The organism is Micromonospora psammae (assembly GCF_036902725.1).
GTDB lineage: Bacteria > Actinomycetota > Actinomycetes > Mycobacteriales > Micromonosporaceae > Micromonospora.
This window is the reverse complement of record NZ_JBAKHM010000025.1, coordinates 59,813-84,066: the sequence shown is the minus strand read 5'-3', so window position 1 is coordinate 84,066 and position 24,254 is coordinate 59,813. Positions and strand designations below refer to the sequence as shown.

Here is a 24,254-nt window from a genome sequence, read left to right as displayed (position 1 = left end):
GGCCATGGTCGGCGGGGGTGAATCGGGACCGGACCGGTGGGTCGACGACCTCGCCGGCCCGGTCGTGCGCCCGTACGCGGTCACCCGCGGCCGGGCCCGGCCGGCCGGCGGGACCTTCGACCTGATCTCCCTGGTGACGGCGACCCGCAGCAGCGTCGACCAGCAGCCGGGAGTGGGACCGGAGCACGTCGCGATCGTGGCGCTGTGCCAACGGGTGCAGTCGGTGGCGGAGGTGGCCGCCCGGCTGGACCTGCCGGTGGGCGCCGTCCGGGTGCTCCTGGGTGATCTGGTGGAACGCGGTCTGGTCCGGGTGCAGCCGCCCCGGGGCACCGCGGACGTGACCGACGCAAGTGTCTTCGAGGCGGTGCTGAATGGACTACGCGCACTCTGAGCGGCCGGCCGGGGCGCCACCGCTGCCCACCGCGATCAAGGTGCTGGTCGCGGGCGGGCTCGGTGCGGGCAAGACGACGCTGGTCGGTGCGGTCAGCGAGATCAAGCCGCTGCGCACCGAGGAGCTGCTGACCGAGACCGGCATCGGGGTCGACGACCTCTCCGGGCTGGAGGGCAAGAGCACCACCACGGTGGCGATGGACTTCGGCCGGATCACCATCAGCGACGACCTGGTGCTCTACCTCTTCGGCACCCCCGGGCAGGACCGTTTCACGTTCGTCTGGGACGAGCTGGCGATCGGTGCGGTCGGCGCGGTGGTGCTCGCCGACACCCGGCGGCTCGCCGAATGCTTCCCCTCGATCGACTACTTCGAGGAGCGGGGCACGCCGTTCGTGGTGGCGGTGAACTGCTTCGAGGGGGCGCGGCGGTACCGGCTCGACGAGGTGCAGGCGGCGCTGGACCTGGACCCGGACGTGCCGGTGCTGCTCTGCGACGCCCGGCAGCGCGAGTCGAGCCGCGACGTGCTGGTCACCCTGCTGGAGTACGCCATGAAGACCCGGGAGACCCGCCGCCGCGCGGACTGACCGCCACCCCGGTAGCGCGAGAGGCCCCTTCCCCGTGGGGAAAGGGCCTCTCTGCGGTCGTACGTCAGTTGGCGATCATGCGGCGCAGCACGTACTGCAGGATGCCGCCGTGCCGGTAGTAGTCCGCCTCACCCGGGGTGTCGATGCGGACCACGGCGTCGAACTCCACGCCGGTGTCGGTGGTGACCTTCACCGTGCGCGGGGTGTCGCCGTCGTTGAGCGCGGTCACGCCGGTGATGGAGAAGGTCTCCGTGCCGGTGAGGCCGAGCGACTCCGCCGTCACGTCGACCGGGAACTGCAGCGGCAGCACGCCCATGCCGATCAGGTTCGAGCGGTGGATCCGCTCGTACGACTCGGCGATGACCGCCTTGACGCCGAGGAGCATGGTGCCCTTGGCCGCCCAGTCGCGCGAGGAGCCGGAGCCGTACTCCTTGCCGGCCAGGATGACCAGCGGGACGCCGGCCTCCTGGTAGGCCATGGAGGCGTCGTAGATCGAGCTCTGCTCGCCGGTCAGGTGGTTGACCGTGAAGCCGCCCTCGACGCCCGGCACGAGCTGGTTGCGCAGCCGGATGTTGGCGAAGGTGCCCCGGATCATCACCTCGTGGTTGCCCCGGCGCGAGCCGTACGAGTTGAACTCGTGGCGCGGCACGCCGTGCTCGGCGAGGTACTTCCCGGCGGGGGAGTCGGCCTTGATGGAGCCGGCGGGGGAGATGTGGTCGGTGGTGACCGAGTCGCCCAGCTTGGCCAGCACCCGGGCGCCGGCGATGTCGACGACGGCCTTCGGCTCCCGCTGCATGCCGTCGAAGTACGGGGGCTTGCGGACGTAGGTGGAGTCGTCCGCCCAGGCGAAGGTGTCGCCGGTCGGGGTGGGCAGCGACTGCCAGCGCTCGTCGCCGGCGAAGACGTCGGCGTACGCGGCGCTGAAGCCGGTGGCGCCGATCGCCTGCGCGATGACGTCCTGGATCTCGGCGCTGTTCGGCCAGATGTCGCGCAGGAAGACCGGGTTGCCCTCGCTGTCCTCGCCGAGCGGCTCGTTGGCCAGGTCGATGTCCATCGTGCCGGCGAGCGCGTACGCGACCACCAGCGGCGGGGACGCCAGGTAGTTCATCTTGACGTCCGGGTTGATCCGGCCCTCGAAGTTCCGGTTGCCCGACAGCACCGAGACGACGGCGAGGTCGCCCTCGTTGACCCCGGCGGAGACCTCCTCCGGCAGCGGGCCGGAGTTGCCGATGCAGGTGGTGCAGCCGTAGCCGACCAGGTTGAAGCCGAGCTTGTCCAGGTACGGCGTGAGACCGGCCCGCTCGTAGTAGTCCATGACGACCTTGGAGCCCGGCGCCAGGGTGGTCTTGACCCACGGCTTGCGGTTCAGGCCCTTGTCGACCGCGTTGCGGGCGAGCAGCGCCGCACCGATCATCACCTGCGGGTTGGAGGTGTTGGTGCAGGAGGTGATCGCGGCGATCACCACGGCGCCGTGGTCCAGCTCGTACTCGACGCCGTCGTCGCCGGTGACCCGGACCGGGTTGCTGGCCCGCCCGCCGGAACCCACCGCGGCGGTCGCCAGGTCGCGCGGCTCGTCGTTCGGGTCGCTGTAGTCGTTGGCGGGCGGGTCGCTGGCCGGGAAGGACTCGGCGCTGGCCTCGTCGGCCGGGCCGCCCACGCCCCGCGGCAGCCGCTCGCGCGGCACGCCCGGCTTGACGTCCTTCTCCTTCTCGCCGCCCAGGTCGCCTTCGGCCACGTAGTCGGTGAGGGCGGAGCGGAACAGGGTCTTGGCGCTGCCCAACGGCACCCGGTCCTGGGGGCGCTTGGGGCCGGCCAGGGACGGCTCGATGGTGCCCAGGTCGAGCTCGAGCCGCTCGGAGTACTCCGGCTCGCGCGCCGGGTCGTGCCAGAGGCCCTGCTCCTTGGCGTACGCCTCGACGAGCGCGACCTGCGCGGCGTCCCGTCCGGTCAGCTCCAGGTAGCGGATGGTCTCGGCGTCGATCGGGAAGATCGCGACGGTGGAGCCGTACTCGGGGGACATGTTGCCGATGGTGGCGCGGTTGGCCAGCGGCACGGCGCTGACGCCGGGGCCGTAGAACTCGACGAACTTGCCGACCACGCCGTGCTTGCGCAGCATCTCGGTGATGGTGAGCACCAGGTCGGTGGCGGTGGTGCCGGCCGGCATCTCGCCGGAGAGCTTGAAGCCGACGACCCGGGGGATCAGCATGCTGACCGGCTGGCCGAGCATGGCGGCCTCGGCCTCGATGCCGCCGACGCCCCAGCCCAGCACGCCCAGGCCGTTGACCATGGTGGTGTGCGAGTCGGTGCCGACCACGGTGTCCGGGTACGCCTGGCCGTTGCGCTCCATGATCGTGCGGGCCAGGTACTCGATGTTGACCTGATGCACGATGCCGGTGCCCGGCGGGACGACCTTGAACTCGTTGAACGCGGTCTGGCCCCAGCGCAGGAACTGGTAGCGCTCCCTGTTGCGCTCGTACTCCAGCTCGACGTTGCGGGTGAAGGCGTCCTCGCGGCCGAACAGGTCGGCGATGACCGAGTGGTCGATGACCAGCTCGGCGGGGGCGAGCGGGTTGACCTTGGCGGCGTCGCCGCCGAGTTCGCGGACCGCCTCCCGCATGGTGGCCAGGTCGACCACGCAGGGCACGCCGGTGAAGTCCTGCATCAGCACCCGCGCCGGGGTGAACTGGATCTCCACGCTCGGGTCGGCGGTGGGGTCCCAGCCGCCGAGCTGCCGGATGTGGTCGGCGGTGATGTTCGCGCCGTCCTCGGTCCGCAGCAGGTTCTCCAGCAGGATCTTCAAGCTGTAGGGCAGCCGGTGGTGGCCCTCCACCTTGTCGATCTTGAAAATCTCGTAGCTCGCGTCTCCGACGCGTAGCTGGGTCTTCGCACCGAAGGTGTCGAGGCTCGCCACGTCGTACTCCTTCACACCAGCGACCGTGAGTAGTCCTGAGCAGTCTGTCGCACCGGCCGGAGCGCCGCCCAGGTTAGGTGACACTTACCGCCGATTCTCGTTGTCTACAAAACCGTACGTCCGTCTTGCTATTAACGCAACCTCCGGTCACGGTTCGGGACGCTCCGCACACCGGAGCCGTAGGGCGCCCGAACCGGACACCGGGCCGGGGCGCGGGCAGCGCGGCCAGGACCCTCCGCCGGGTGGGGACGGGCCCGCCAGGAACCTCCGGTCGGGGGCGCCCCGCCCGGCCGGACCCGGGGAGACCAGGGTCACCGTCGCGTCCTTTCGAGCTGATGACGTGGACGACTCGGTCGGACGCCGTACGGGCGGACGTGGCCGTCGTGCGTCGACAATGGAGGATCCGGGGCCCGGGCGGTCACCGTGGCAGAGGTGGGGGTCTGACAGCATGGCGGGATGGAGATCTGGCACAACCCGGCGTGCTCGAAGTGCGCCGGCGCCCGCGCCACCCTGGACGCCGCCCGGGTGCCGTACCGGCTGCGGGCGTACCTGGAGCAGGCGCCGAGCGTCGCGGAGCTGACCGAGGTGTTGCGCCGCCTCGACGCCCGCGCCTGGGACGTCTGCCGCACCCAGGAACCGGCGGCCGTCGCGCTGGGCCTGGCGGACTGGCCCCGCGACGACGCGACCGAGGCCCGCTGGATCAAGGCGATGGTGGCCCACCCGGCGCTGATCCAGCGCCCGATCCTGCTGCTCGACGACGGGAGCGCGCTGGTCGGTCGTACCCCCGAGGTGCTGGCGGAGGCGGTCCGGCGGGCCGACGCGGACCCCGACCGGGGCGGTGCGGCGGAGTCGGCCGGGGCCTGACGCGGTAGGGTCAGGTCGGGTCGTCGGCCCGGCTCGGCCGCCCCGCGGCCTGCGCGTGCCGCTCGCGCAGCCGGTCCCGGATCTCCTCCGGGGTGTACGCCCGGCGGCGCCGCTCGGCGCGGGCGATGACCACGCCGGACGCCGCGACCCCGGCCAGACCGGCCAACCCGAGCACCTTCCACCACCGCATCCGTTGCCGCATCGGCTTAGGGTAGTCGTTCATGAGCATCAGCCTGGACGAGGCCGTCGACCTGACCCGGACCGGAGACGTGTGGGTGTTCCGCGGCCGCAGCGTGCCCGACCGGGCCATCCAGCTCACCACCAACAGCCCGGTCAACCACGTCGGCATGGCGGTGGTGCTGGAGGACATGCCGCCCCTGATGTGGCACGCCGAGCTGGGCCGCTCCCTGCCGGACATGTGGACCGGCACCCACCAGCGCGGCGTGCAGCTGCACGACCTGCGCGACGCGGTCTGCGTCTGGGCCAACCGGTACGGCCAGCGGGCCTGGCTGCGCCAGCTCGACCCGCCCGCCGACGCCACGATGGAGCAGGCGGTGCTGCGCACCGTCGCCCGGCTCGACGGCACCCCCTTCCCGTCCACCGCGCAGCTCGCCTGGCGCTGGGCCCGGGGCCGCGTGCCGCAGGTCCGGCTGCCGCTGCCCGGGCGGCGGGGCTCCACCGCCGCGTCGGTGCGCGACCGGGCGCTGGAGACGGCGTACTGCGCCGAGGTGGTGGCGGTGACCTACGAGGCGATGGGGCTGCTGGCCGCCGGCCGCCGTCCGAACTGGTACGACCCGGGCCGGTTCTGGAGCGGTGACGACCTCGACCTGGCCGGCGACGCCACGCTCGGCGCCGAGATCGAGGTGCGCATCCCGCCGCGCTGAGGTTTGCCGGAGCTCGGCGGCGGCAATCACTCACGGCGTGAGAGCCTCCACCGACCTCGACACGCTGACCGACTTCTTCGACCGGTACGGCGTGGCGCTCACCACCGGCGACGTGCCCGCCATCGCCGGCTGCTACGCCCTGCCCGGGCTGGTGGTCGCCGACACGTACAGCTTCTCGTTCAGCACCATGGCCGCCGTCGCGCTGTCGTTCGTCGGCGCCGCGCCCGACTACCAGGAGCGGGAACTGGTCGCGGCGCACGCGCTCATCGAGGACGTCCAGCCGGTCTCCGCGCTGCTGACCATGGTGGCCGTGCGATGGGAGTTCCTGGACAGCCAGGGCCGGGCCGTGCCCGGGGAGCGCTACCGCTACCTGTTGCGCACCACCGAGGACGGCCCGGTCATCTGCACCGTCATCCGGACGGCGTGAGTCCGCTGGTCGGCACCCGGTAGCGGAGCCGGCCCTGCCGCTCGTCGGCCAGGACGCCGCCGTTGCGCTCGATCACCCGACGCGACGCCACGTTGTCGACATCGCAGGTGACCAGCGCCGAGGTGATACCGAGCCGGTACGCGACCGGCAGCGCCGCCCGCAGCATCGCGGTGGCGTGCCCCCGCCGGCGGGCGCTGGCCCGCACGTCGTAGCCGATGTGCCCGCCCACCTCCCGCAGGGCCGGGGTCAGCCGGTGCCGGACGGAGATCCGGCCGAGGTACTCGTCGCCCTCCACCCACCACAGTGTCGTGTCCGGCACCCAGCCCGGCGGGCGCGGCGTCTCCTCGTGGCGCTGTGCCCGCAGCTCGGCGACGAACCGGGCGAAGACCTCGGGGCGGTGCCAGCTGTCGCCGTACGCCCGGATCTCCGTGCCCACCATGGTGTGGTCCTGGCGGTCGCCGCGCCCCTCGGCCCGGAACTCCGCCATCGCGGCGAGGAAGCTGGTGTGCACCCGTACGGTCGGCGGCGTCAGTGTCGGCATGGTGGCATCACACGCGATGTGGTCCCGGCCGGCCAGCCGTTTTCCGGCCGCCGCCGCCCGTACGGACCGTACGGGGTGGGCCTGCTGCGATCCGCCGGTTGCGGTGGCTAGGCTGGCGCGTCCGCTCTGCCGAGGGAGGCTCATGTCCGACCGTTCGACACCACGGCCGGAGGCGCGATCCGCGCCCGCCATCCTGTCGTCGACGCCGTGGATCGTCGTGCTGCTCGGTGTCGTGCTGCTGACCACCCTGCTGGTGGTCGCCCTGCTCTCGTTCCGGGGGCGGGAGCACGAGGCGGCGCCGGATCCCGCCCCACCGATGTACCTGCCGAGGCTGCCCTCGGTGACCTCGTCCGCGACACCGCCCGCCGACCGCCCACCGCGCCCGGCGGACGCCGGCCCGTCCCGGACGGCCAGCCCGAGGGCCGCCACCCCGACGGCGAGCGCCAGCTCCCGCCGGCCCGGTGCGACGCCGAGCAGCCGCGCGGCCGCTCCCGTCGGTGGTTCCGGCCGGTTGACCGCGGACTACCGGGCCACCTCCAGCGACCGGGACTCGTTCAGCGCGGAGCTGAGCGTGCGCAACGCGACCGGGGGCGATCTCGACTGGCGGGTGGAGCTGTTCTTCACCGGCAACGTCAAGGGCATCCAGGCGTCCTCCAGCTCGGGGTTGTCGGTGAGCACCCAGGGCAGCGGCTGGTTCGTGATCCGCGGCACGAGCCCGCTCCGGGCGGGGCGGAGCGCGACGGTGTCGATGACCTTCAGCCGTTCCGGCGGCGGTGACCGGCCCGGCCAGTGCACGGTCAACGGCGCCGCCTGCACGCTCAGCTGAGCGGACCGCCGACGGTACCGTCAGGACAGTTTCGTGATGGGTCGGTACTTTCCGACATTGCAGAAGATCGCTACGCTCTCCGGACGGGACCGATGGGGGAGGGCATGTCCGGCACGCGTCGCGCTCGACCCTCATCCGGCCACCCCACCGTGCTCGCCTCGTCGCCCTGGTTGGTGGTGGTGACCGGGGTCGTCGTGATGGTGGTCCTGCTGATCGTCGCGCTGCTCTCGTCGGCCGGCCAGCGGACGGGGCTCGGCGCCGGGTCGGGTGAGCCGGCCGCCACCGTGCCGCTCCCGCCGTTGCCGCCCGCCTCGCCGTCGCCGGCCGGGGCCACCCTGCCCGCCCCGGTCACCCCGGGGCTCTCCCCGCGCCGCTCCGACGCGCCGTCCCCGACCGCGCCGGCCCCCACCGCCGCGGCGCCGGCGCCCTCCGGCGGTGGCGGCGCCCAGCCGCGGCCGCCCCGGCCACCCGCACCGTCGGCGACGGTGACGGTGACCGGGCGCTACCGGGTGCTGGAGAGCTGGGGCGACGGCTTCATCGGCGAGGTGCTGCTGACCAACTCCGGCGCATCGGCGCGGCCGTGGACGGTGCGGCTGGAGCTGCCCCGCGGTGAAGTGGTCACCTCCTGGGTGGAGGGTGCCCCGCAGGGCAGCGCCCGGATGGCCGACGGGGTCTTCACGTACACCAGCGGGGCGGACGTGGCCGGCGGCGCGTCGGTGCCGCTGCGGTTCCACGTCGACCGCACCGGGGGGAACACCCGTCCGTCGTCGTGCACGGTGGACGGCAAGGCCTGCGGCGGGCTCTGAGCCGCACCCCACTGTCGCGTCTGGCCGGCCCCCGGTACTCCCGGTGACGATGCCGTGTTTCGCAAGATCCCTGCTTTGTTGCGACTCGGTTTGCAAGGTATTGCAGAATGTTTCGGCAAGAGCTAGCGTGCGGGCGAATCAGCGACCAGAGGAAGGCCGTCGATGAAACCCCCGCCGATATCTCGCACCGCGCTGCTCGCCTTGGTCTCCACCCTCACCCTCGCCCTCGTCGGAGTTCCGGTCGCCGTGAACCAGTTCGGTGCCGGCGCGACCGAACGGACCGCCGGCGTCGACCCCCTGGCCGCCACCGGCGCGGCCCAGTGGCGCTCCGAACCCACCGCCGAGGTGCTGCTCGCCGCCGGCGCCGACGACAGCCGGGCCGAGCAGTTCTACTTCGTCCTGCCCGACCGGTTCGCCAACGGCGACCGGCGCAACGACACCGGCGGCCTCACCGGCGACCGGCTCCGCACCGGCCTGGACCCGAAGGACAAGGGCTTTTACCACGGCGGTGACCTCAAGGGGCTGATCGACAAGCTCGACTACATCGAGGGCCTCGGCACCACGGCCATCTGGCTGGCCCCGATCTTCAAGAACCGTCCGGTGCAGGGCAGCGGCACGGACGTCTCGGCCGGCTACCACGGATACTGGATCACCGACTTCACCCAGGTCGACCCGCACTTCGGCACCAACGAGGAGATGCGGAAGCTGGTCGAGCTCGCCCACCGGCGGGGCATCAAGGTCTACCTCGACGTCATCGTCAACCACACCGCCGACGTGATCAGATACGCCGAGGACAAGTACGCCTACATCGACAAGAAGACCTCCCCGTACACCGACGCGCAGGGGCGCCAGTTCGAGGACCGCAACTACGCCGACGGCAGCCGCGACTTCCCGAAGGTGAACGCGAACGCGGGCCCGTACACCCCCACCTTCGCCGACCCGGCGGACGCCAAGGTGAAGGTGCCGGCGTGGCTGAACGACCCGACGATGTACCACAACCGTGGTGACTCGACCTTCGCCGGTGAGAACAGCGAGTACGGCGACTTCTTCGGCCTCGACGACCTGTGGACCGAGCGTCCCGAGGTGGTGGCGGGCCTGACCAAGGCCTACGGCGACTGGATCGCCGACACCGGCGTCGACGGCTTCCGGCTCGACACCGTCAAGCACGTCAACCTCGACTTCTGGCCGCAGTTCAGCCAGGGCATCAAGCGAGCGGCCGACGCCGCCGGCAAGAAGGACTTCTTCATGTTCGGCGAGGTCTACAGCGCCGACCCGGAGGTCACCTCGACCTACGTGCGGCGCGGCGGCCTGCCGGCCACCCTCGACTTCTCCTTCCAGGAGGCCGCCCGCGGCTACACCGCCGCGGCCGGATCCGCCAAGGCGCTCGCCGACGTGTACGCCCGCGACGACCTCTACGCCGCCCGGGACACCGACGCCAACCGGCTGACCACCTTCCTCGGCAACCACGACATGGGCCGGATCGGCTCCTTCATCGCCGCCGCCGGCGGGGACGACGCCACCCAGCTGCGCCGCGACCAGCTCGCCCACCAGCTGATGTTCCTCACCCGCGGCCAGCCGGTCGTCTACTCCGGCGACGAGCAGGGCTTCACCGGCCCCGCCGGGGACAAGGACGCCCGGCAGGACATGTTCGCCAGCAGGACGGCGGACTACCTCGACGACGACCTGATCGGCACCACCCGCACCCACGCCAGCGACCAGTACGACACCACCCACCCGCTGTACCGCACCATCGCCGAGCTGGGCGAGCTGCGCCAGGCCCACCCGGGCCTGCGCGACGGCGTCCAGGTCACCCGGTACGCGGCCGACGGCCCCGGCGTCTTCGCCTTCTCCCGGATCGCCCCGGCCGACCGGATCGAGTACGTGGTGGCGGTGAACAACGCCGCCACCGCGCAGACTGTCTCCGTGGACACCTGGTCGGCCGGCACCACCTTCACCGGCATCTACGGCGCCTCGGCCACCCCGACCGCCGGGGCGGACGGCAAGCTCGGCGTGACCGTGCCGCCGATGTCCGCCGTGGTCCTGAAGGCCGGCCGGGCCATCCCGCAGGCCACCGCCGCGCCGGGCATCACCCTCACCGGGCCGGGCGACGCCCCGGTCGCCACCCGGGCCGCCGTCACCGCGCGGGTGACCGGCGACCCGCTGGCCACCGTCACCTTCGCCGCCCGGGTCCCCGGCGGCAGGTGGACCCTGCTGGGCAGTGCGCACTCCGCGCCGTACACCGTCCACCACGACCTGACCGGCCTGGCCGGCGGCACGAAGGTCGAGTACAAGGCCGTCGTCCGGGACGGCAAGGGGCGCACCGCCAGCACCCGGTCCACCGGGCTCGTCGGCACCCCGGCGCAGAGCGCCTCGCGGGACTGGGTGGTGGTGCACTACCAGCGGCCCGCCGGCGGATACGACGACTGGGGCCTCTACGCCTGGGGTGACATCGACCCGGCGTACGCCACCGAGTGGCCCAAGGGGCAGCCGTTCGCCGGTGAGGACTCCTACGGCCGGTTCGCCTGGGTCAAGCTCAAGCCGGGCGCGAAGTCGGTCGGCTTCCTGGTGGTCGACTCCAACGGGAACAAGGACGTCGCGAACGACCGCACCATCGACGTGACGCAGACCGGTGAGGTCTGGGTCAAGCAGGGCGACCCGACCCTCTACCCGACCCGGCAGGCCGCCACCGGCGAGCCCGACCCGGCCGTCGACGAGGGCACCGCGGTCATCCACTGGCGCAAGGCCGACAAGAACTACGACGGCTGGGGCCTGCACCTCTGGGACGGTGCCGCCAACCCGACCGACTGGGCCAGCCCGCTGAAGCCGGAGAAGATCGACTCCTACGGCGCGGTCTTCCGGGTGCCACTGGCCGCCGGGGCGACCGGGCTGAGCTACATCATCCACTCCGGCGACGAGAAGGATCAGCCCGAGGACCAGCGGCTGGACTTCGCCAGCGCCGGCCGGGAGGTCTGGCTGCTCGGCGGGGTCAAGGGCCGGCTGCTGCCGGCCAGCTCCTCCGGCCCCGCCAAGGACCTGGAGGTCACCAGGCAGCGGGCGCACTGGATCGACCGGTCCACCGTCGCCTGGCCGGTCGGACCGACCGACGGCAAGCAGTACGCCCTGGTCGCCGCCCCGGCGGGCGGGCTGAGCATCGCCGACGGCGAGCTGTCCGGGACGTACACCTCGCTGCCGCTGCGGGCGCAGCGCAACGGGCTCACCGAGGCCCAGCGCGCGGCGTTCCCGCACCTGTGGTCACACCGCACCTTCACGCTCGACCGGGCCGACCTGGCCAAGGTGCCGGCGGCGCTGCGCGGGCAGCTCGTGGTGACCGAGCGGGACGCCGAGGGCGCGCTGCTCGGTGCGACCGGGGTGCAGATCCCCGGGGTGCTCGACGACGTCTACCGGCGGGCCACCGACGCCCGGCTCGGCGCGACCTTCGCCGGCGGGGTGCCCACCCTCGCGGTCTGGGCGCCGACGGCGCGTTCGGTGTCGCTGCAGCTCTTCGACTCGCCCACCGCGCAGCCGAGGACCGTGGCGATGAGCCGCGACGACCGCACCGGCGTCTGGTCGGTGCGCGGCGCGCGGTCCTGGACCGGCAGCTACTACCGCTACCAGGTGCAGGCGTGGCAGCCGGCGGCGCAGAAGGTGGTCACCGCGGCGGTGACCGACCCGTACTCGGTGGCCCTCGCGCCGAACTCGACGCACAGTCAGATCGTCGACCTGAGCGACCCGTCGCTCGCGCCGGCCGGCTGGGCGAAGCTGCGCAAGCCGGCGGCGGTGCCGCCGGCCAAGGTGCAGATCTCCGAGCTGTCGGTGCGGGACTTCTCGATCGCCGACGCCACGGTGCCGGCCGAGCGGCGGGGCACCTACCTCGCCTTCACCGACCCGGCCACCGCCGGCATGAAGCACCTGAGGGCGCTCGGCGACGCCGGGGTGAACCACCTGCACCTGCTGCCGGCGTTCGACTTCGCCACCATCCCCGAGAAGCGGGCCGACCAGGCGCAGCCCGCCTGTGACCTGGCGAAGCTGCCGCCGGACTCCGACGAGCAGCAGAAGTGCGTCGCGGCGGTCGCCGAGTCCGACGGCTACAACTGGGGGTACGACCCGCTGCACTACACCGTGCCGGAGGGCGGCTACGCCGTCGACCCGGCCGGGGCGAAGCGGACCACCGAGTTCCGGCAGATGGTCGCCGGGGTCAACGGCGCCGGCCTGCGAGTGGTGATGGACGTCGTCTACAACCACACCTCGGCCGCCGGGACCGACCCGAAGTCGGTGCTCGACCAGATCGTGCCCGGCTACTACCACCGGTTGCTGGCCGACGGCAGCGTCGCCAACTCGACCTGCTGCGCCAACACCGCCCCCGAGCACGCCATGATGGGCAAGCTCGTGGTCGACTCCCTGGTCACCTGGGCGAAGCAGTACAAGGTGGACGGCTTCCGGTTCGACCTGATGGGCCACCACCCGAAGGCGAACATCCTGGCCGTACGGGCCGCGCTGGACCGGCTCACGCTCGCCCGCGACGGCGTGGACGGGAAGAAGATCCTGCTGTACGGCGAGGGCTGGAACTTCGGCGAGGTCGCCAACGACGCCCGCTTCGTGCAGGCCACCCAGGCCAACATGGCCGGCACCGGCGTCGGCACCTTCAACGACCGGCTCCGCGACGCGGTGCGGGGCGGTGGCCCGTTCGACGCCAACCCGCGCGTGCAGGGCTTCGCCTCCGGCCTGTACACCGACCCCAACGGCGACACCGTCAACGGATCGGCTGCCGACCAGAAGGCCCGGCTGCTGCACGCCCACGACCTGATCAAGGTGGGGCTCGCCGGCAACCTGCGCGGCTACCGCTTCACCGACTCCTCCGGCCGGCAGGTCACCGGGGCCCAGGTGGACTACAACGGCTCCCCGGCCGGTTACACCGCCGCTCCGGGGGAGGCGGTCACCTACGTCGACGCGCATGACAACGAGATCCTGTACGACGCGCTGGCGTACAAGCTGCCGCAGGGCACCTCGGCGACGGACCGGGCCCGGATGCAGGTGCTGGCCCTGGCCACCACCGCCCTCGGGCAGGGGGCCGGGTTCGTCACCACCGGCTCGGAGCGGCTGCGCTCGAAGTCGCTGGACCGCAACTCGTACAACTCCGGCGACTGGTTCAACCAGATCCGCTGGGACTGCGTTCAGGGCAACGGCTTCGGTGCCGGCCTCCCGCCGGCCCAGGACAACCAGGACAAGTGGTCGTACGCGAAGCCGCTGCTGGCCGATGAGAAGCTGGTGCCGGACTGCGCCGCGATCAACCTGGCCGACGCCCGGTACGCGGAGCTGCTGCGGATCCGGCGGTCCTCGCCGGTCTTCGGGCTGGCCACCGCCGAGCAGGTGCAGCGCCGGGTCGCCTTCCCGCTCTCGGGGGAGAAGGAGACGCCGGGCGTGCTCACCATGACGCTGGACGCCCGCGGGCTGGACGGCAGGTGGAAGTCGGTGACCGTCGTCTTCAACGCCACCCCGGAGACGGCGACGCAGACGCTGACCGGGCTGCGCGGCGCCGACGTGGCGCTGCACCCGGTGCTGGCCGAATCGGCCGACCCGGCGCTGCGGACGGCCTCGTTCCAGCGCGGCAGCGGCACCTTCACCGTGCCGGCGCGTAGCGTGGCGGTCTTCGTTCAGCAGTAGTTCGCACGAATCGGCCCCCTGCCAACGAGGTGGCAGGGGGCCGACTCCTTCTACTCTCCGCTGAAGTGCTCAGTTGAACCGGAGTGCTCAGTTGAAGCAGTCTTCGACGGTCTTGGCGCAGTTGGTGGGGTCGTTGTCGGTGACGGTGGAGTCGTCGTCGAGCTCGACCTTGCCGTCGTTGTTGAAGATGCCGCCGGCGATCTTGTGGTGCTCGTCGCCGTTGTCGGCCTTGTTCTCCTTGACCTTCGTGTCGGTCAGGGTGACCTTACCTTCGTTGTTGTAGATGCCGCCGCCGTTCTTGCCGGCGAAGTTTTCCTTGACCTTGCTGTCGCGCAGGGCCAGGCGGGCCGCGAAGTCGTCGTAGCGGTCCTTGTCCTTGTCGTCGTAGTCGTAGCGGTCGTTGTCCTTGTGGTCCGAGTCGTAGCGGTCCTTGTCCTTGTGGTCGGACCCGTAGCCCCGGCCGTTCTCGTTGTAGTCCTTGTCGTTCTTCTCAGCGGGTTCGCCGTTGAAGACGCCGCCGCCGAAGCGGCCCGCGAAGTTCTCGAGGATCTTGCTGTCGGTGACAGTGGCCGAGGCGCGCCGGTCCTTGTCGTCCTTGTTGTTGTCCTTGTCCTTGTCCTTGTTGGACAGGTAGCTGTCGTGCTTCTTCTTGTCGCTGCTGACGTTGTAGATGCCGCCGCCGTCCTTGTGGGCCTTGTTCTTCTCGATGATGCTCTTCTTGACCGTCAGGACGGTGTCGATGGCGGCGATGCCGCCGCCGTTCTTGCCAGCGGTGTTGCTCTTGATGAAGCTCCAGTGGACGTCGACGAAGCCGTCGTTGCTGAACAGGCCGCCGCCGTTCTTCTTGGCGGAGTTGTCCTCGATGAAGGTCTTTTCGATCTCCACGGTGCCGGCCCTGCGGTCGTCGTCGTAGCGGTCGTCGTAGCGGTCGTCGAAGCGATCGCGGCCGTCCTTCTTCTTGTCCTTCTTCTCGTCCTTCTTCTCGCCGTGGCCGTTGGCGACGCCGCCGCCGTTCTTGCCGGCGGTGTTGTTGGTGATGCGGGACTCGCCACCCTTGTCGTCGTGGGACCCCTCGACCTTGAGGATGCCGGCGTTGAAGATGGCGCCGCCGTCGTCGCCGGCGTGGTTGTTCTCGAGCGTGCTGCTCTTGACCTCGAGCCGCCCGAAGTTGGCGATCGCGCCGCCGTTCTCCTCGGCGCTGTTCAGGAAGAACTTGGTGTCCTTCAGCTGTGCCCTGCCACCTCGCTCGACCAGGAGGCCACCGCCGTCGCCCTTGTGCTCCTTGCGGTCCTTGCGGTCGTCGCGGTCCTTGCGGTCGCGGTCGTTGCGGTCCTTGCGGTCGCGGTCGTCGCGGTCGTTGTAATCGTTGCGGTCCTTGCGGTCGCGGTCGTTGTAATCGTTGCGGTCCTTGCGGTCCTTGTGGTCGTTGCGGTCCTTGCGGTCCTTGCGGTCCTTGTCGTCCTTGCGGTCGCCATCGGCGGAGCCGTTCTTGACAGCGAGGTCCTTCAGGGTCAGGTCACCACCATCGGCGACCCGGAAGATCCGGAAGCCGTCCCTGCCCTCCCGCTCGATCGTCGCGCCGTTGCCGTCGATCTTGATCCGTTCCTTGATCGTGGGCAGGCCCGCCTCGGACTTCTTGTCGAACTCGTTCAGCTCGTAGGTGCAGTCTTTGGCCAGCTTCAGCGTGCCGCCATCGTTCCGGTTGGCCCGATCGAGGGCCTCGATCAGATCGTCGTCGTCACAGTCCACCTTTCGAACGTCATCGTCCTTGTCCTTGTCGTCGTCCTTGTCGTAATCGTTGGCCAGCTGGGCGGTCGACGAGTTCACCTCGGCCAAGCGATGGGCGCCGTTGGCCCCGGGGGTGGCGTAGGCGACGCCTGCGAGGCCGACCACTCCCGTGAGGCCGGCAACGCCGGTGGCGAGCCAGATCCGACGCCGGCGGAACGGGGAGTCCGTCTCGCTGGTCGGGTCATCGCTCTTGCGAAGGTAGTTGGACATCTGAGCTTTCCGCCTCTCCTGGTATCAGACAAAGGTCGCTTCGCCTTGGCGAGGTGACCTCCGCTACAAATCGGTTGTAGCTGCTGAAGAACACCGTATGGGAATCTTCTTCGCCATACGCCGGTATGCGAGAAAACCGCGCATTAGGTACGGGCGGGCGCGGACGGCGGCATCTGGACGCCCAGGCCGGGCCGGGCACGAACCGTGTGGAGACCCGTGGTGAGGGCGGAAGGCGCCGAACAGCGCGGATGCCGACGGGCGCGCCAACGGTGTCTCAACGATGGGAAGCGCCGCAGCCCGCCGATGGCCTGGCGAAGCTGCCGCCGGACCGGGCGGCGGAGCAGAACGGCCCCCTACCGCTCGCCGGAGGGGGCCGGTTGCCGCTGCGACCCGTTACGTCACTCGAGGGTGATCAGCCGAAGCGGTGGGGCGGGACGCCCCCGGCTGTCCTCCCATCCGGCCCTGGCACCACACGTTGGCGGATCTCCTCACCCATGCGGGTGGTCCTCCGGGCGGGGACGGCAGAGGACGATCACGTCGGAAGAGGTCGAACCGGACTTTCGCTCACACGGATCCTGAAAGGCTTTTCTATCGCACCAGATACGCACGAGCAGAGAAATCCGGAAAAACTTCCGATCCGGCATGAAACAACCTAACGTTCGTCGTGGCTCTCCGCTGAGCCGACCAGAAGGGAGTGAGGAACATGTCGAAGAGGTTTTTGACCAAGCTCGCCGGTGGATTGGTCCTGGGCAGCGTGGCCGTGGTGCTCGCCGCACCCGCCAGCGCGCTCGCCGCGACCGACCCGGGCAAGGATCCCCAGCCCTCGAACCAGGGAGAGGACTCCAAGGGGGAGGACTCCAAGGGGGAGGACTCCAAGGGGGAGGACTCCAAGGGGGAGAACTCCAAGGGGGAGAAGTCGAAGAAGAAGGACGACAAGCCCAAGACGTTCAAGCTGCGCGACAAGAAGGGCAACGGGGTCATCTGCGCGACCAACGAGCAGGCCAACGAGCTGAGGGTCCAGAACATCGTCAGCGACAACACCATCACGGACAGCGTCGTCGTCTTCAACCAGAACGCGGCCGGCTCGGCGACGAACACCGGGGCCCGGGCCCTCGTCGTCTGCATCCGTGACCTCGACGTGGACGTCAACGTGGAGACGGAGCTGCTCGACGACATCCTCAGGATGGCCCAGGCCGGCCTCGGCGGGCTTGCCTCCCCGACGGGCCAGCGTGCCGGCCGCCTCCCCGCAGCGGGCGGCGCGTACGCGGGTCCGGACGGGGCATGGGTGCTGCCGAGGGCAGGGGGCGTCGCGGCCGGTGACGGTGGCGCGTTCGCCGACAGCAACACCGGTGCTTTGACGGCTACCGGTGCCGGCATGATGGGCGTGGGCGTGCTCGGTGGTCTCGCGCTGCTGCGCCGACGGTCCGCCAATGGCACCGTCGCCTGATGCGGCCAGGAGTGTCAGCGGCCGCCACGGTTTCCCGTGGCGTGCCGCTGGCCTCGCGCTGTTCGTCCTGATCACGCTCACCGGTGGTGGACTCGTCGGGCTCGCGGTGACGGCTCCCGATCCGGTCCCGCCGCCACAGCCCGACCCCGCGGCCGCACCGTCGTTCCTGCCCCCTTCGGTGGCCGACGGATCTGCCACACCGGGCCCGACGCCGAGCGGAGCCCACACGTCGCCGGCCCCGGGGGCGGCCGTCGGTGAGGCTCCGGGTGCTCGCGGTCATCGCGGCGACGACCGCGGGTCCGCCGCGACCCGCCCCGCACCGACGTCGCCCGGGATGCCGCGGTCGCAACCCAGCCGCATCAGGATCCCGCGGATCGGTGTCGACGCGCCGACGACCGCTCTCGGGCTGGACCGGCACCAGCAGATCGCGGTCCCGCCACCGGAACAGCCCAAAACGGCCGGGTGGTACAAGCTGGGCCCGAGCCCCGGCGAGGCGGGGACGGCGGTGGTGGTCGGCCACGTCGACTCCCGCGTCACCGGGCGGGCGGTCTTCTTCCGGCTGGGCGCGCTGAAAAAGGGCGACACCATCGAGGTGCTCCGCAAGGACGGCAAGAAGGCCCGCTTCACCGTCGACGGGGTGGCCCGCTACCCGAAGAGCAAAGTTCCTGCTGAGGTCTACCAGCACACCGACAAGGCGCAGCTTCGGGTGATCACCTGCGGTGGCGCCTACGACAAGGCGGCGAAGGCGTACAAGGACAACATCGTGGTCTTCGCGACCCTGGCCGCGGGCCGGGCCACCTGAGACCGGAGGCGCGAGGTGCTCCGCCCGAGATTCCGGGTCATGCGAGCGGAGGCTACGGACGGCCAGGACGGGACCAGCGGCACGCCACGGGGAACCGTGACGTGCCGCTGGCGCTCCTGTCCACCCGGCCGGCTTCGGCCGCCGTCACAGCACCGGTGCCGGTGTCGGAGCACACGCCCTCGTCACTCGCCGCGAAGACCCTCGAGCGGCTGGAGCGGGCCCCGGCCCCGCCGGTCCACGTCCACCTCCACGTCGACGTCACGGAAGCAGATGACCCTGGCCTGACGGCTGTCGTTGTCCGCGTCAGCCTCTGCGCGCTGGTTGAATTCCACGTCGCTGTCCTCGATGTCGTTGCCGCTGATGATGTTGGCGACGATCACCTTGTTGAACTGGTCGTTGTTTCCGCAGACGACCCCGTCGCGGTCCGACACCCGGTACTTGTAGTCGTCGTCGGACGCGGCGAGCGCGGCGGTGGGGGCGCTGAGCAGCAGGGCGGCGCTGCCCAGGGCGACCCCACCGGCGAGCTTGGCCAGAAACCTCTTCGACATGTTCCCTCTCCCTTCCGGTCGGCTCTGGAAGACGAGCCACGCCAAACGTTAGGAGGTTTCACGTTCGATCGGAGCGGCTTCCGGGTTTCGGCCGCAGGGTAACCTTCACCTGCTATAAGCCTGCTTTCTGCGCCTCAGGCCTATCCGAACCGGGTGCGGCCGGGTCTGGGACGACTCGTGGCGTCTGCCCACGATGCCCCTCCAAGCGGCAAGTGACCCGGACCCGGGCCCAGGACCGCGCCGTCAGGCGGCGGAAAAAGGGGAGGGCCCCTGGCACCATGCGGTGCCGGAGCCCAGCCCGTTTATGTGGATCAGCCGCTCACCCGTCGCCTCGGAGCAGCCGAACATGGGTCCGGGGGTGGCCCGTGCCGGCCTCGGCGGCCCCGGCGGCGATCGGGTCGTCGCCCGCCGGGGGCGGACCGGACGCGAGCGCGCCTTGGGGCCGACCGGGGGATCGCTTGCGACCTCCGAAAACCACGGTAGGGAAGAACCGTCGGCGACACGGACGAATCCGAGAAAAGCCGGCAGGCATCCCGTGGTGGACACCGACGGGACGCCCGGCCCGCGGGGGAACGAAGGGAGCCGGGACTCAGACGCCGACGGATCCCGCGCCGGGGCGACAGACGTCGGAACGTCGCACCCGGCGGCGGGCCCGCCGCGGCGGTCGTACCTTCGACTCAGCCCGGCAGCCGCGGACCCGCCTCGCGCTGCTCGGCCAGCCAGGTCTCCACCTCGTCGGAGCGGCGCGGCAGCCCGGCCGAGAGGTTCACCGAGCCGGTCGCGGTGACCAGGATGTCGTCCTCGATCCGGACGCCGATGCCGCGCAGTTCCTCGGGGACCAGCTCGTCCTCCGGCTGGAAGTAGAGACCGGGCTCCACGGTCAGCACGTAGCCCTCACCCAGCGCGCCGTCGCGGTAGTGCTCCTTGCGGGCGTTCGCGCAGTCGTGCACGTCGATGCCGAGCATGTGGCTGGTGCCGTGCAGGGTCCACCGGCGGTAGATCGTCGAGGCCGGGTCCATCGCCTCGTCCACGCTCACCGGCAGCAGGCCGAGGTCCTTCAGCGCCTCGGCGAGCACACGCATCGAGGTCTGGTGCACGTCCCGGAACGCCACCCCCGGCTTGATGACGTCGATGCCGGCCTGCTGGGCGGCGTACACCGCGTCGTAGACCTGGCGCTGCAACGGGGTGAACCGCCCGTCGACCGGCAGCACCCGGGTCACGTCGGCGGTGTAGAGGTGGCGGTTCTCCACCCCCATGTCCATCAGCAGCAGCTCGCCCGGACGGGTGGCACCGTGGTTGTGCACCCAGTGCAGGATCGTGGCGTGCTCACCGGCGCCGACGATCGAGCCGTACCCGACGTCGTTGCCGTCGTGCCGGGCGCGCAGCGCGAAGATCCCCTCCAGCAGCCGCTCGGAGACGCTCCGGTCGGCCGGCAGCGCCCGGGCGACGTCCTCGAAGCCGCGTACGGTCGCGTCCACGGCCTGCTGGAGCTGGGCGATCTCCCACTCGTCCTTGACCAGCTTCAGCTCGGAGATCGCGATCGCCAGCTCGCGGTCGCGGGCCGGCTGCCCCTCCGCACGGGCGCCGTCCCAGGGGCGCACGGCCGCGTCCACCCGGGCGTCGAAACCGCGCAACACCCGGGTCCGCCCCGGCGCCAGCCCGGCCAGCGCCGCGTCCAGCTCGGTCAGGTCCTCGGTGGGCAGGCCCAGCTCGGTCGACTTCTCCGCCAGGGTGTGCCGACGGCCCACCCACAGCTCGCCGTGCCGGCTGCGGAAGAACTCGTCGGTCTGCCGGGACGACCGCGGCCGCATGTACAGCGTGGCGTCGTGCCCGGAGCCGTTCGGCCGGAGCACCAGCACGCTGTCCGGGTCGTGGTCACCGGTCAGGTACGCGAAGTCGCTGCCCGGCCGGAAGGGGTGGTCGGTGTCGTTGGCGCGTACCTTCTCGCCGCCGGTGGGGACGACCAGCGTCTCGCCCGGGAACGCCGCGGAGAGCGCGGCCCGCCGCTTGGCGTAGTTCGGCACCTCCGGGCGGGGCCCGACCGGCAGGGTCGTGTCCCGCCAGCCCTGGCGCATGAAGGCCAGGAAGGCCTCCGGAAAGTCCGGGTCGTGCGATTCGGTGCCGTCCGCCGGCTTGCCACGTTCCTCGGTCATGGACCGCTCCCTCCGCCTCGTCGCTGGTCCAGACGGTACCGCGCGTCTGCGGGCAAGGAGTGCCTGCGGTGCCCCGACGGCCACCTCGGCAGGGTGTAGAGGGAAAGAGCCAGCGGTGCCACAACGTCCGAATGGGGCGCGTGAAAAGATGACCACCATGTGCGGACTCCTGGCCTTCTTCAGTGCGCGCGGCGACGCCGCCGCTCACCGCGACAACATCGCCGGGGCGTTGGAATGCCTGCACCACCGCGGCCCGGACGAGACCGGGGTCGAGGTGGTCGGGGACGCCTCCGGCCGGTACGCGGACGGCGTGTTCGCGCACAAGCGTCTGGCGATCATCGACGTGGCGTCCAGCCACGAGCCGCTGCCCTACGCGGACGGCCGCTACCTGCTCACCTTCAACGGTGAGATCTACAACTACATCGAGCTGCGCGACGAACTGGTACGCAGCTACGGCGCCCAGTTCGCCACGGCTGGCGACGGCGAGGTGATCGTCGCCGGCTACCACTACTGGGGCGAGCAGGTGCTCACCCGGCTGCGCGGCATGTTCGCCTTCGTCATCTGGGACCGGCAGGAGCGCCGCGCGTTCGGTGCCCGGGACTACTTCGGCATCAAGCCGCTGCACTACCTGGAGACCCAGGACGGCCTCTACCTCGCCTCGGAGAAGAAGGCGCTGCTGCCCTTCGCGCACTCCTACTACCAGGGCGACGCCGGCATCGACACGGCCAACCTGAGCCACTACCTCACCCTCCAGTACGTCCCGGAGCCGGGCACGCTGCACCGGGGGATCAGCCGGATCGGCTCGGGTGAGTACCTGACCTGGTCGCCGGGCGGCCGGCTCGACGTGCGCCGGTGGTACCGCCCGGTGTTCCGCCCCGCCCCGGTCCCCGACGAGCAGAAGCTCTACCACGAGATCCGGGAGACGCTGCGGGAGAGCGTGCGCATGCACATGCGCTCGGACGTGCCGGTGGGCTCGTTCCTGTCCAGCGGCATCGACTCGACCGCCGTGGTGGCCCTGGCCCGCGAGTTCAACCCGAACATCCTCACCTTCACCGTCGGGTACGACGTGCCCGGCTACTCGGAGATCGACGTCGCGCAGGACTCGGCGCGGCACCTCGACGTGACCACCATCCCGACCAAGATCGGGCCGCAGGACATGATCGAGGCGCTCCCGAAGATCGTCTGGCACCTCGACGACCCGGTGGCCGACCCGGCGCTGGTGCCGCTCTACTTCGTGGCCAAGAAGGCCGCCGAGCACGTCACCGTGGTGCTCTCCGGTGAGGGCGCCGACGAGTTCTTCGGCGGCTACACGATCTACCGGGAGCCGCTCTCCCTCGGGGCGGTCAACGGCCTGCCGGGCGGGGTGCAGAAGGGGCTGCGGGCGGTCTCCAAGGCGATCCCGCAGGGCGTCAAGGGCAAGAGCTTCCTGGAGCGCGGCACCACCCCGATCGAGGAGCGCTACTACGGCAACGCCCGGATGTTCACCGAGGAGGAGAAGCAGCACCTGCTGCGCCGGTACGACCCGGCGGTGCGCTACACCGACGTCACCGCGCCGATCTACGCCGAGTGCACCGAGCTCGACGACGTCACCAAGATGCAGTACGTCGACCTCTACACCTGGCTGCGCGGCGACATCCTGGTCAAGGCCGACCGGATCTCGATGTCCCACTCGCTGGAGGTCCGGGTGCCGTTCCTGGACCGCGAGGTCTTCGACGTGGCGGCGAAGATCCCGGTGGACCTGAAGCTCCCGCCGCGCTCCGACGCCACCAAGTACGCCATGCGCCAGGCGCTCCAGGGTGTGGTCCCGCCGGCGATCGTCAACCGGAAGAAGCTCGGCTTCCCGACCCCCACCCGGGTCTGGCTGCGCGGCGAGATGTACGAGTGGGCCCGGCACGTCATCGCCACCTCCGGCGCGGGCGACCTGATCGACCTGTCGTACGCGCTGCGGCTGCTGGACGAGCACAAGCGGGAGGAGGCGGACCACTCCCGCAAGGTGTGGACCGTGCTGATCTTCTGCGTCTGGCACGCCATCTTCGTCGCCAAGACCCTCGACCCGGGCATCCAGCGCAACCAGTCCGCCCTGCTCACCAAGCCCGTGGTCGGCAGCATGGTCCGCTGACGTCCACGCGCCCGCGCGCCCAGCGCGCCCACTGCTGGTGATCAAGAGGTTTGCGTCGGCCGGAGTCCGCTCCGGTGACGCAAACCTCTTGATCGTTTCAGCGGTGTCGAGGGTCTGTCAGCGACCGGTGCAGGTGACGGTGGGCAGGGTGTTGGCGCCGGTGGTGGTGGCGGTGAAGCCGAAGGTGGTGGTGCCCTCCGGGGCGATCGTGCCGTTCCACGCCGCGTTGGCCACGGTGACCGCCGAGCCGGCCGTGCTCGCGGTGCCGTTCCAGAGATTGCTGATCTGCTGACCGCTGGGCCAGGTCCAGGTGGCCGTCCAGCCGCCGTACGTCCGGGTGCTGTGGTTCATGATCATGACCTCGCCCTGGAACCCGCCGGGCCAGGCGCTGACCACCTTGTAGACGGCCATGCAGTCACCGCCGTGCGGCGGCGGTGTGGTCGGGCTCGGCGGGGGTGTCGTCGGGCTCGGCGGCGGCGTGGTGGGGGTGGGCGGCGGCGTGGTGGGGCTCGGCGGCGGGGTGCCGCCGGAACCGACCCCGGTCACCTCGCCGTTGCCGCCGTCGAAGGTGACGTCCGAGCAGCCGAAGAAGTTCTCCTGGCTGTCCGAGCGGACCCAGCGCGAGTAGACGATGTGCCGCCCGCTCTTGCCCGACGGCAGGTTGCCGCTGAAGTAGTAGTGCCCGTCGTTGGTGCCCACCGCGCCACGCTGCGGCGGGTTGGTGACCGTCAGGAACGGCTGCTCCTCGAGGTCGCTCCAGGCCAGCGGCCGGGTCGGGCTCCAGCTGTCCTTCGTCACGTAGAAGTAGAAGGTGCCCGGGTGGTGGGCCCAGTTGCTGTACCGGAAGTCCAGTCGGGCGCCGGCGGTCAGGTGGGTCAGCGGCCAGTCGGTGCGGGCCAGGTCGTACCCGGCGAAGCCGGGGTTGCCGCCACTGCACAGCCTGCCGTCCGGGATGAAGCCGACGGTCCGGCCGCCGGCGTCCGAGCGGAGCACGCTGAACCAGTTGTAGAGGGAGTTGGCGCCGCTCTGCGCCACCGCGGCCGAGCAGGCCGGGTTGACCGGCTTGATCTCCCCGGTGGCGGTGAGACCGTCCTTCCAGCACAGGTAGGTCCGGCTGCCCGGGGTCATCGCGGCGCCGTGCGCGGCGGCCGGCTCGGGGCCGGACGTCAGCGCGACCGCGCCGAGGGTGAGGGTGGCGGCCGCGGTGAGCAACGCGGCCGTACGGGAACGGATCACGGGGTTCTCCTGACCCGCGGGGCGGGCGGCACGGCCGGCCCCGCTGTGACGAGCGGA

General features: G+C 71.1%; 18 protein-coding genes. 11 read left to right on the top strand and 7 right to left on the bottom strand.

The annotated features are described in order from the left end of the window. Positions 1–4 precede the first annotated feature (4 nt). Both V6U79_RS24700 and V6U79_RS24695 read left to right on the top strand, forming a co-directional pair. Positions 5–391 (top strand): DUF742 domain-containing protein, encoded by a 387-nt coding sequence (locus V6U79_RS24700; RefSeq protein ID WP_334527476.1) that lies wholly within the window; start codon positions 5–7, stop codon positions 389–391. Then, entirely contained in the window at positions 372–974 is a 603-nt protein-coding gene (locus tag V6U79_RS24695) for a GTP-binding protein (protein ID WP_334527473.1), read from the top strand. Before V6U79_RS24700 ends, V6U79_RS24695 begins: the two co-directional genes overlap by 20 nt. Positions 975–1,038: 64 nt before the next feature. Here the strand turns inward: V6U79_RS24695 and V6U79_RS24690 are convergent, their stop codons facing one another. After that, positions 1,039–3,900, bottom strand: coding sequence for an aconitate hydratase (locus tag V6U79_RS24690; protein WP_334527470.1), 2,862 nt, complete (start codon positions 3,898–3,900; stop codon positions 1,039–1,041). A gap of 441 nt (positions 3,901–4,341) precedes the next feature. On the opposite strand from V6U79_RS24690, the gene V6U79_RS24685 reads away from it, so the two are divergent. Next, positions 4,342–4,749, top strand: coding sequence for an ArsC/Spx/MgsR family protein (locus tag V6U79_RS24685; protein WP_334615992.1), 408 nt, complete (start codon positions 4,342–4,344; stop codon positions 4,747–4,749). Positions 4,750–4,759: 10 nt separating this feature from the next. Here V6U79_RS24685 and V6U79_RS24680 read toward each other — a convergent pair whose 3' ends face one another. Further along, the gene (locus tag V6U79_RS24680) at positions 4,760–4,972 is read right to left on the bottom strand and encodes a hypothetical protein (RefSeq protein ID WP_334615991.1); all 213 of its coding nucleotides are present in this window, start codon (positions 4,970–4,972) and stop codon (positions 4,760–4,762) included. Between V6U79_RS24680 and V6U79_RS24675 the strand changes: the two genes are divergently transcribed. Beyond that, positions 4,971–5,633, top strand: a complete 663-nt coding sequence (locus V6U79_RS24675; protein ID WP_334527461.1) for a hypothetical protein — start codon at positions 4,971–4,973, stop codon at positions 5,631–5,633. The genes V6U79_RS24680 and V6U79_RS24675 overlap by 2 nt on opposite strands. A gap of 37 nt (positions 5,634–5,670) precedes the next feature. Then, a complete protein-coding gene (locus V6U79_RS24670) occupies positions 5,671–6,060 on the top strand; it encodes a DUF6841 family protein (protein WP_334527458.1) in 390 nt (129 codons plus the stop codon). Here V6U79_RS24670 and V6U79_RS24665 read toward each other — a convergent pair. Beyond that, a complete protein-coding gene (locus tag V6U79_RS24665; RefSeq protein WP_334615990.1) occupies positions 6,044–6,601 on the bottom strand; it encodes a GNAT family N-acetyltransferase in 558 nt (185 codons plus the stop codon). The two genes, V6U79_RS24670 and V6U79_RS24665, sit on opposite strands and share 17 nt — an antisense overlap. 142 nt (positions 6,602–6,743) lie before the next feature. Here V6U79_RS24665 and V6U79_RS24660 point away from each other — a divergent pair, with 142 nt between their 5' ends. From V6U79_RS24660 to pulA, 3 genes are all read left to right on the top strand, one after another. Continuing rightward, positions 6,744–7,427 carry a hypothetical protein gene (locus V6U79_RS24660; protein WP_334615989.1) on the top strand — a complete coding sequence of 228 codons (684 nt, stop codon included), beginning with the start codon at positions 6,744–6,746 and terminating at the stop codon, positions 7,425–7,427. A gap of 104 nt (positions 7,428–7,531) precedes the next feature. Further along, a complete protein-coding gene (locus V6U79_RS24655) occupies positions 7,532–8,233 on the top strand; it encodes a cellulose binding domain-containing protein (protein ID WP_334615988.1) in 702 nt (233 codons plus the stop codon). 162 nt (positions 8,234–8,395) lie between these two features. Further along, complete coding sequence (gene pulA / locus V6U79_RS24650) at positions 8,396–13,894, top strand: pullulanase-type alpha-1,6-glucosidase (protein ID WP_334615986.1); 5,499 nt, start codon at positions 8,396–8,398, stop codon at positions 13,892–13,894. Positions 13,895–13,981: 87 nt separating this feature from the next. Here pulA and V6U79_RS24645 read toward each other — a convergent pair whose 3' ends face one another. Further along, positions 13,982–15,892 carry a hypothetical protein gene (locus V6U79_RS24645; RefSeq protein WP_334615985.1) on the bottom strand — a complete coding sequence of 637 codons (1,911 nt, stop codon included), beginning with the start codon at positions 15,890–15,892 and terminating at the stop codon, positions 13,982–13,984. A 703-nt stretch (positions 15,893–16,595) separates the two neighbouring features. Between V6U79_RS24645 and V6U79_RS24640 the strand changes: the two genes are divergently transcribed. Next, the gene (locus V6U79_RS24640; protein WP_334615984.1) at positions 16,596–17,339 is read left to right on the top strand and encodes a hypothetical protein; all 744 of its coding nucleotides are present in this window, start codon (positions 16,596–16,598) and stop codon (positions 17,337–17,339) included. Positions 17,340–17,673: 334 nt separating this feature from the next. Continuing rightward, entirely contained in the window at positions 17,674–18,141 is a 468-nt protein-coding gene (locus V6U79_RS24635) for a class F sortase (protein ID WP_334527441.1), read from the top strand. Between the two features lie 182 nt (positions 18,142–18,323). Here the strand turns inward: V6U79_RS24635 and V6U79_RS24630 are convergent, their stop codons facing one another. Next, positions 18,324–18,689 carry a hypothetical protein gene (locus V6U79_RS24630; protein WP_334527439.1) on the bottom strand — a complete coding sequence of 122 codons (366 nt, stop codon included), beginning with the start codon at positions 18,687–18,689 and terminating at the stop codon, positions 18,324–18,326. Between the two features lie 677 nt (positions 18,690–19,366). Beyond that, positions 19,367–20,842, bottom strand: coding sequence for an aminopeptidase P family protein (locus tag V6U79_RS24625; RefSeq protein ID WP_334527436.1), 1,476 nt, complete (start codon positions 20,840–20,842; stop codon positions 19,367–19,369). 157 nt (positions 20,843–20,999) lie between these two features. On the opposite strand from V6U79_RS24625, the gene asnB reads away from it, so the two are divergent. Then, positions 21,000–22,961: an asparagine synthase (glutamine-hydrolyzing) gene (gene asnB / locus V6U79_RS24620; RefSeq protein ID WP_334527433.1), complete on the top strand. Its 1,962-nt coding sequence runs from the start codon at positions 21,000–21,002 to the stop codon at positions 22,959–22,961. 117 nt (positions 22,962–23,078) lie between these two features. Here the strand turns inward: asnB and V6U79_RS24615 are convergent, their stop codons facing one another. After that, a complete protein-coding gene (locus V6U79_RS24615) occupies positions 23,079–24,197 on the bottom strand; it encodes a lytic polysaccharide monooxygenase auxiliary activity family 9 protein (RefSeq protein WP_334615983.1) in 1,119 nt (372 codons plus the stop codon). Positions 24,198–24,254: the final 57 nt, after the last annotated feature.

Bases quoted from the DNA above. Each gene is read 5' to 3' on its own strand.
- V6U79_RS24700 (WP_334527476.1), top strand. From the start codon at position 5: ATGGTCGGCGGGGGTGAATCGGGACCGGACCGGTGGGTCGACGACCTC.
- V6U79_RS24695 (WP_334527473.1), top strand. From the start codon at position 372: ATGGACTACGCGCACTCTGAGCGGCCGGCCGGGGCGCCACCGCTGCCC.
- V6U79_RS24685 (WP_334615992.1), top strand. From the start codon at position 4,342: ATGGAGATCTGGCACAACCCGGCGTGCTCGAAGTGCGCCGGCGCCCGC.
- V6U79_RS24675 (WP_334527461.1), top strand. From the start codon at position 4,971: ATGAGCATCAGCCTGGACGAGGCCGTCGACCTGACCCGGACCGGAGAC.
- V6U79_RS24680 (WP_334615991.1), bottom strand. From the start codon at position 4,972: ATGAACGACTACCCTAAGCCGATGCGGCAACGGATGCGGTGGTGGAAG.
- V6U79_RS24665 (WP_334615990.1), bottom strand. From the start codon at position 6,601: ATGCCGACACTGACGCCGCCGACCGTACGGGTGCACACCAGCTTCCTC.
- V6U79_RS24660 (WP_334615989.1), top strand. From the start codon at position 6,744: ATGTCCGACCGTTCGACACCACGGCCGGAGGCGCGATCCGCGCCCGCC.
- V6U79_RS24655 (WP_334615988.1), top strand. From the start codon at position 7,532: ATGTCCGGCACGCGTCGCGCTCGACCCTCATCCGGCCACCCCACCGTG.
- pulA (WP_334615986.1), top strand. From the start codon at position 8,396: ATGAAACCCCCGCCGATATCTCGCACCGCGCTGCTCGCCTTGGTCTCC.
- V6U79_RS24645 (WP_334615985.1), bottom strand. From the start codon at position 15,892: ATGTCCAACTACCTTCGCAAGAGCGATGACCCGACCAGCGAGACGGAC.
- V6U79_RS24640 (WP_334615984.1), top strand. From the start codon at position 16,596: ATGTCGAAGAGGTTTTTGACCAAGCTCGCCGGTGGATTGGTCCTGGGC.
- V6U79_RS24635 (WP_334527441.1), top strand. From the start codon at position 17,674: ATGCCGCGGTCGCAACCCAGCCGCATCAGGATCCCGCGGATCGGTGTC.
- V6U79_RS24630 (WP_334527439.1), bottom strand. From the start codon at position 18,689: ATGTCGAAGAGGTTTCTGGCCAAGCTCGCCGGTGGGGTCGCCCTGGGC.
- V6U79_RS24625 (WP_334527436.1), bottom strand. From the start codon at position 20,842: ATGACCGAGGAACGTGGCAAGCCGGCGGACGGCACCGAATCGCACGAC.
- asnB (WP_334527433.1), top strand. From the start codon at position 21,000: ATGTGCGGACTCCTGGCCTTCTTCAGTGCGCGCGGCGACGCCGCCGCT.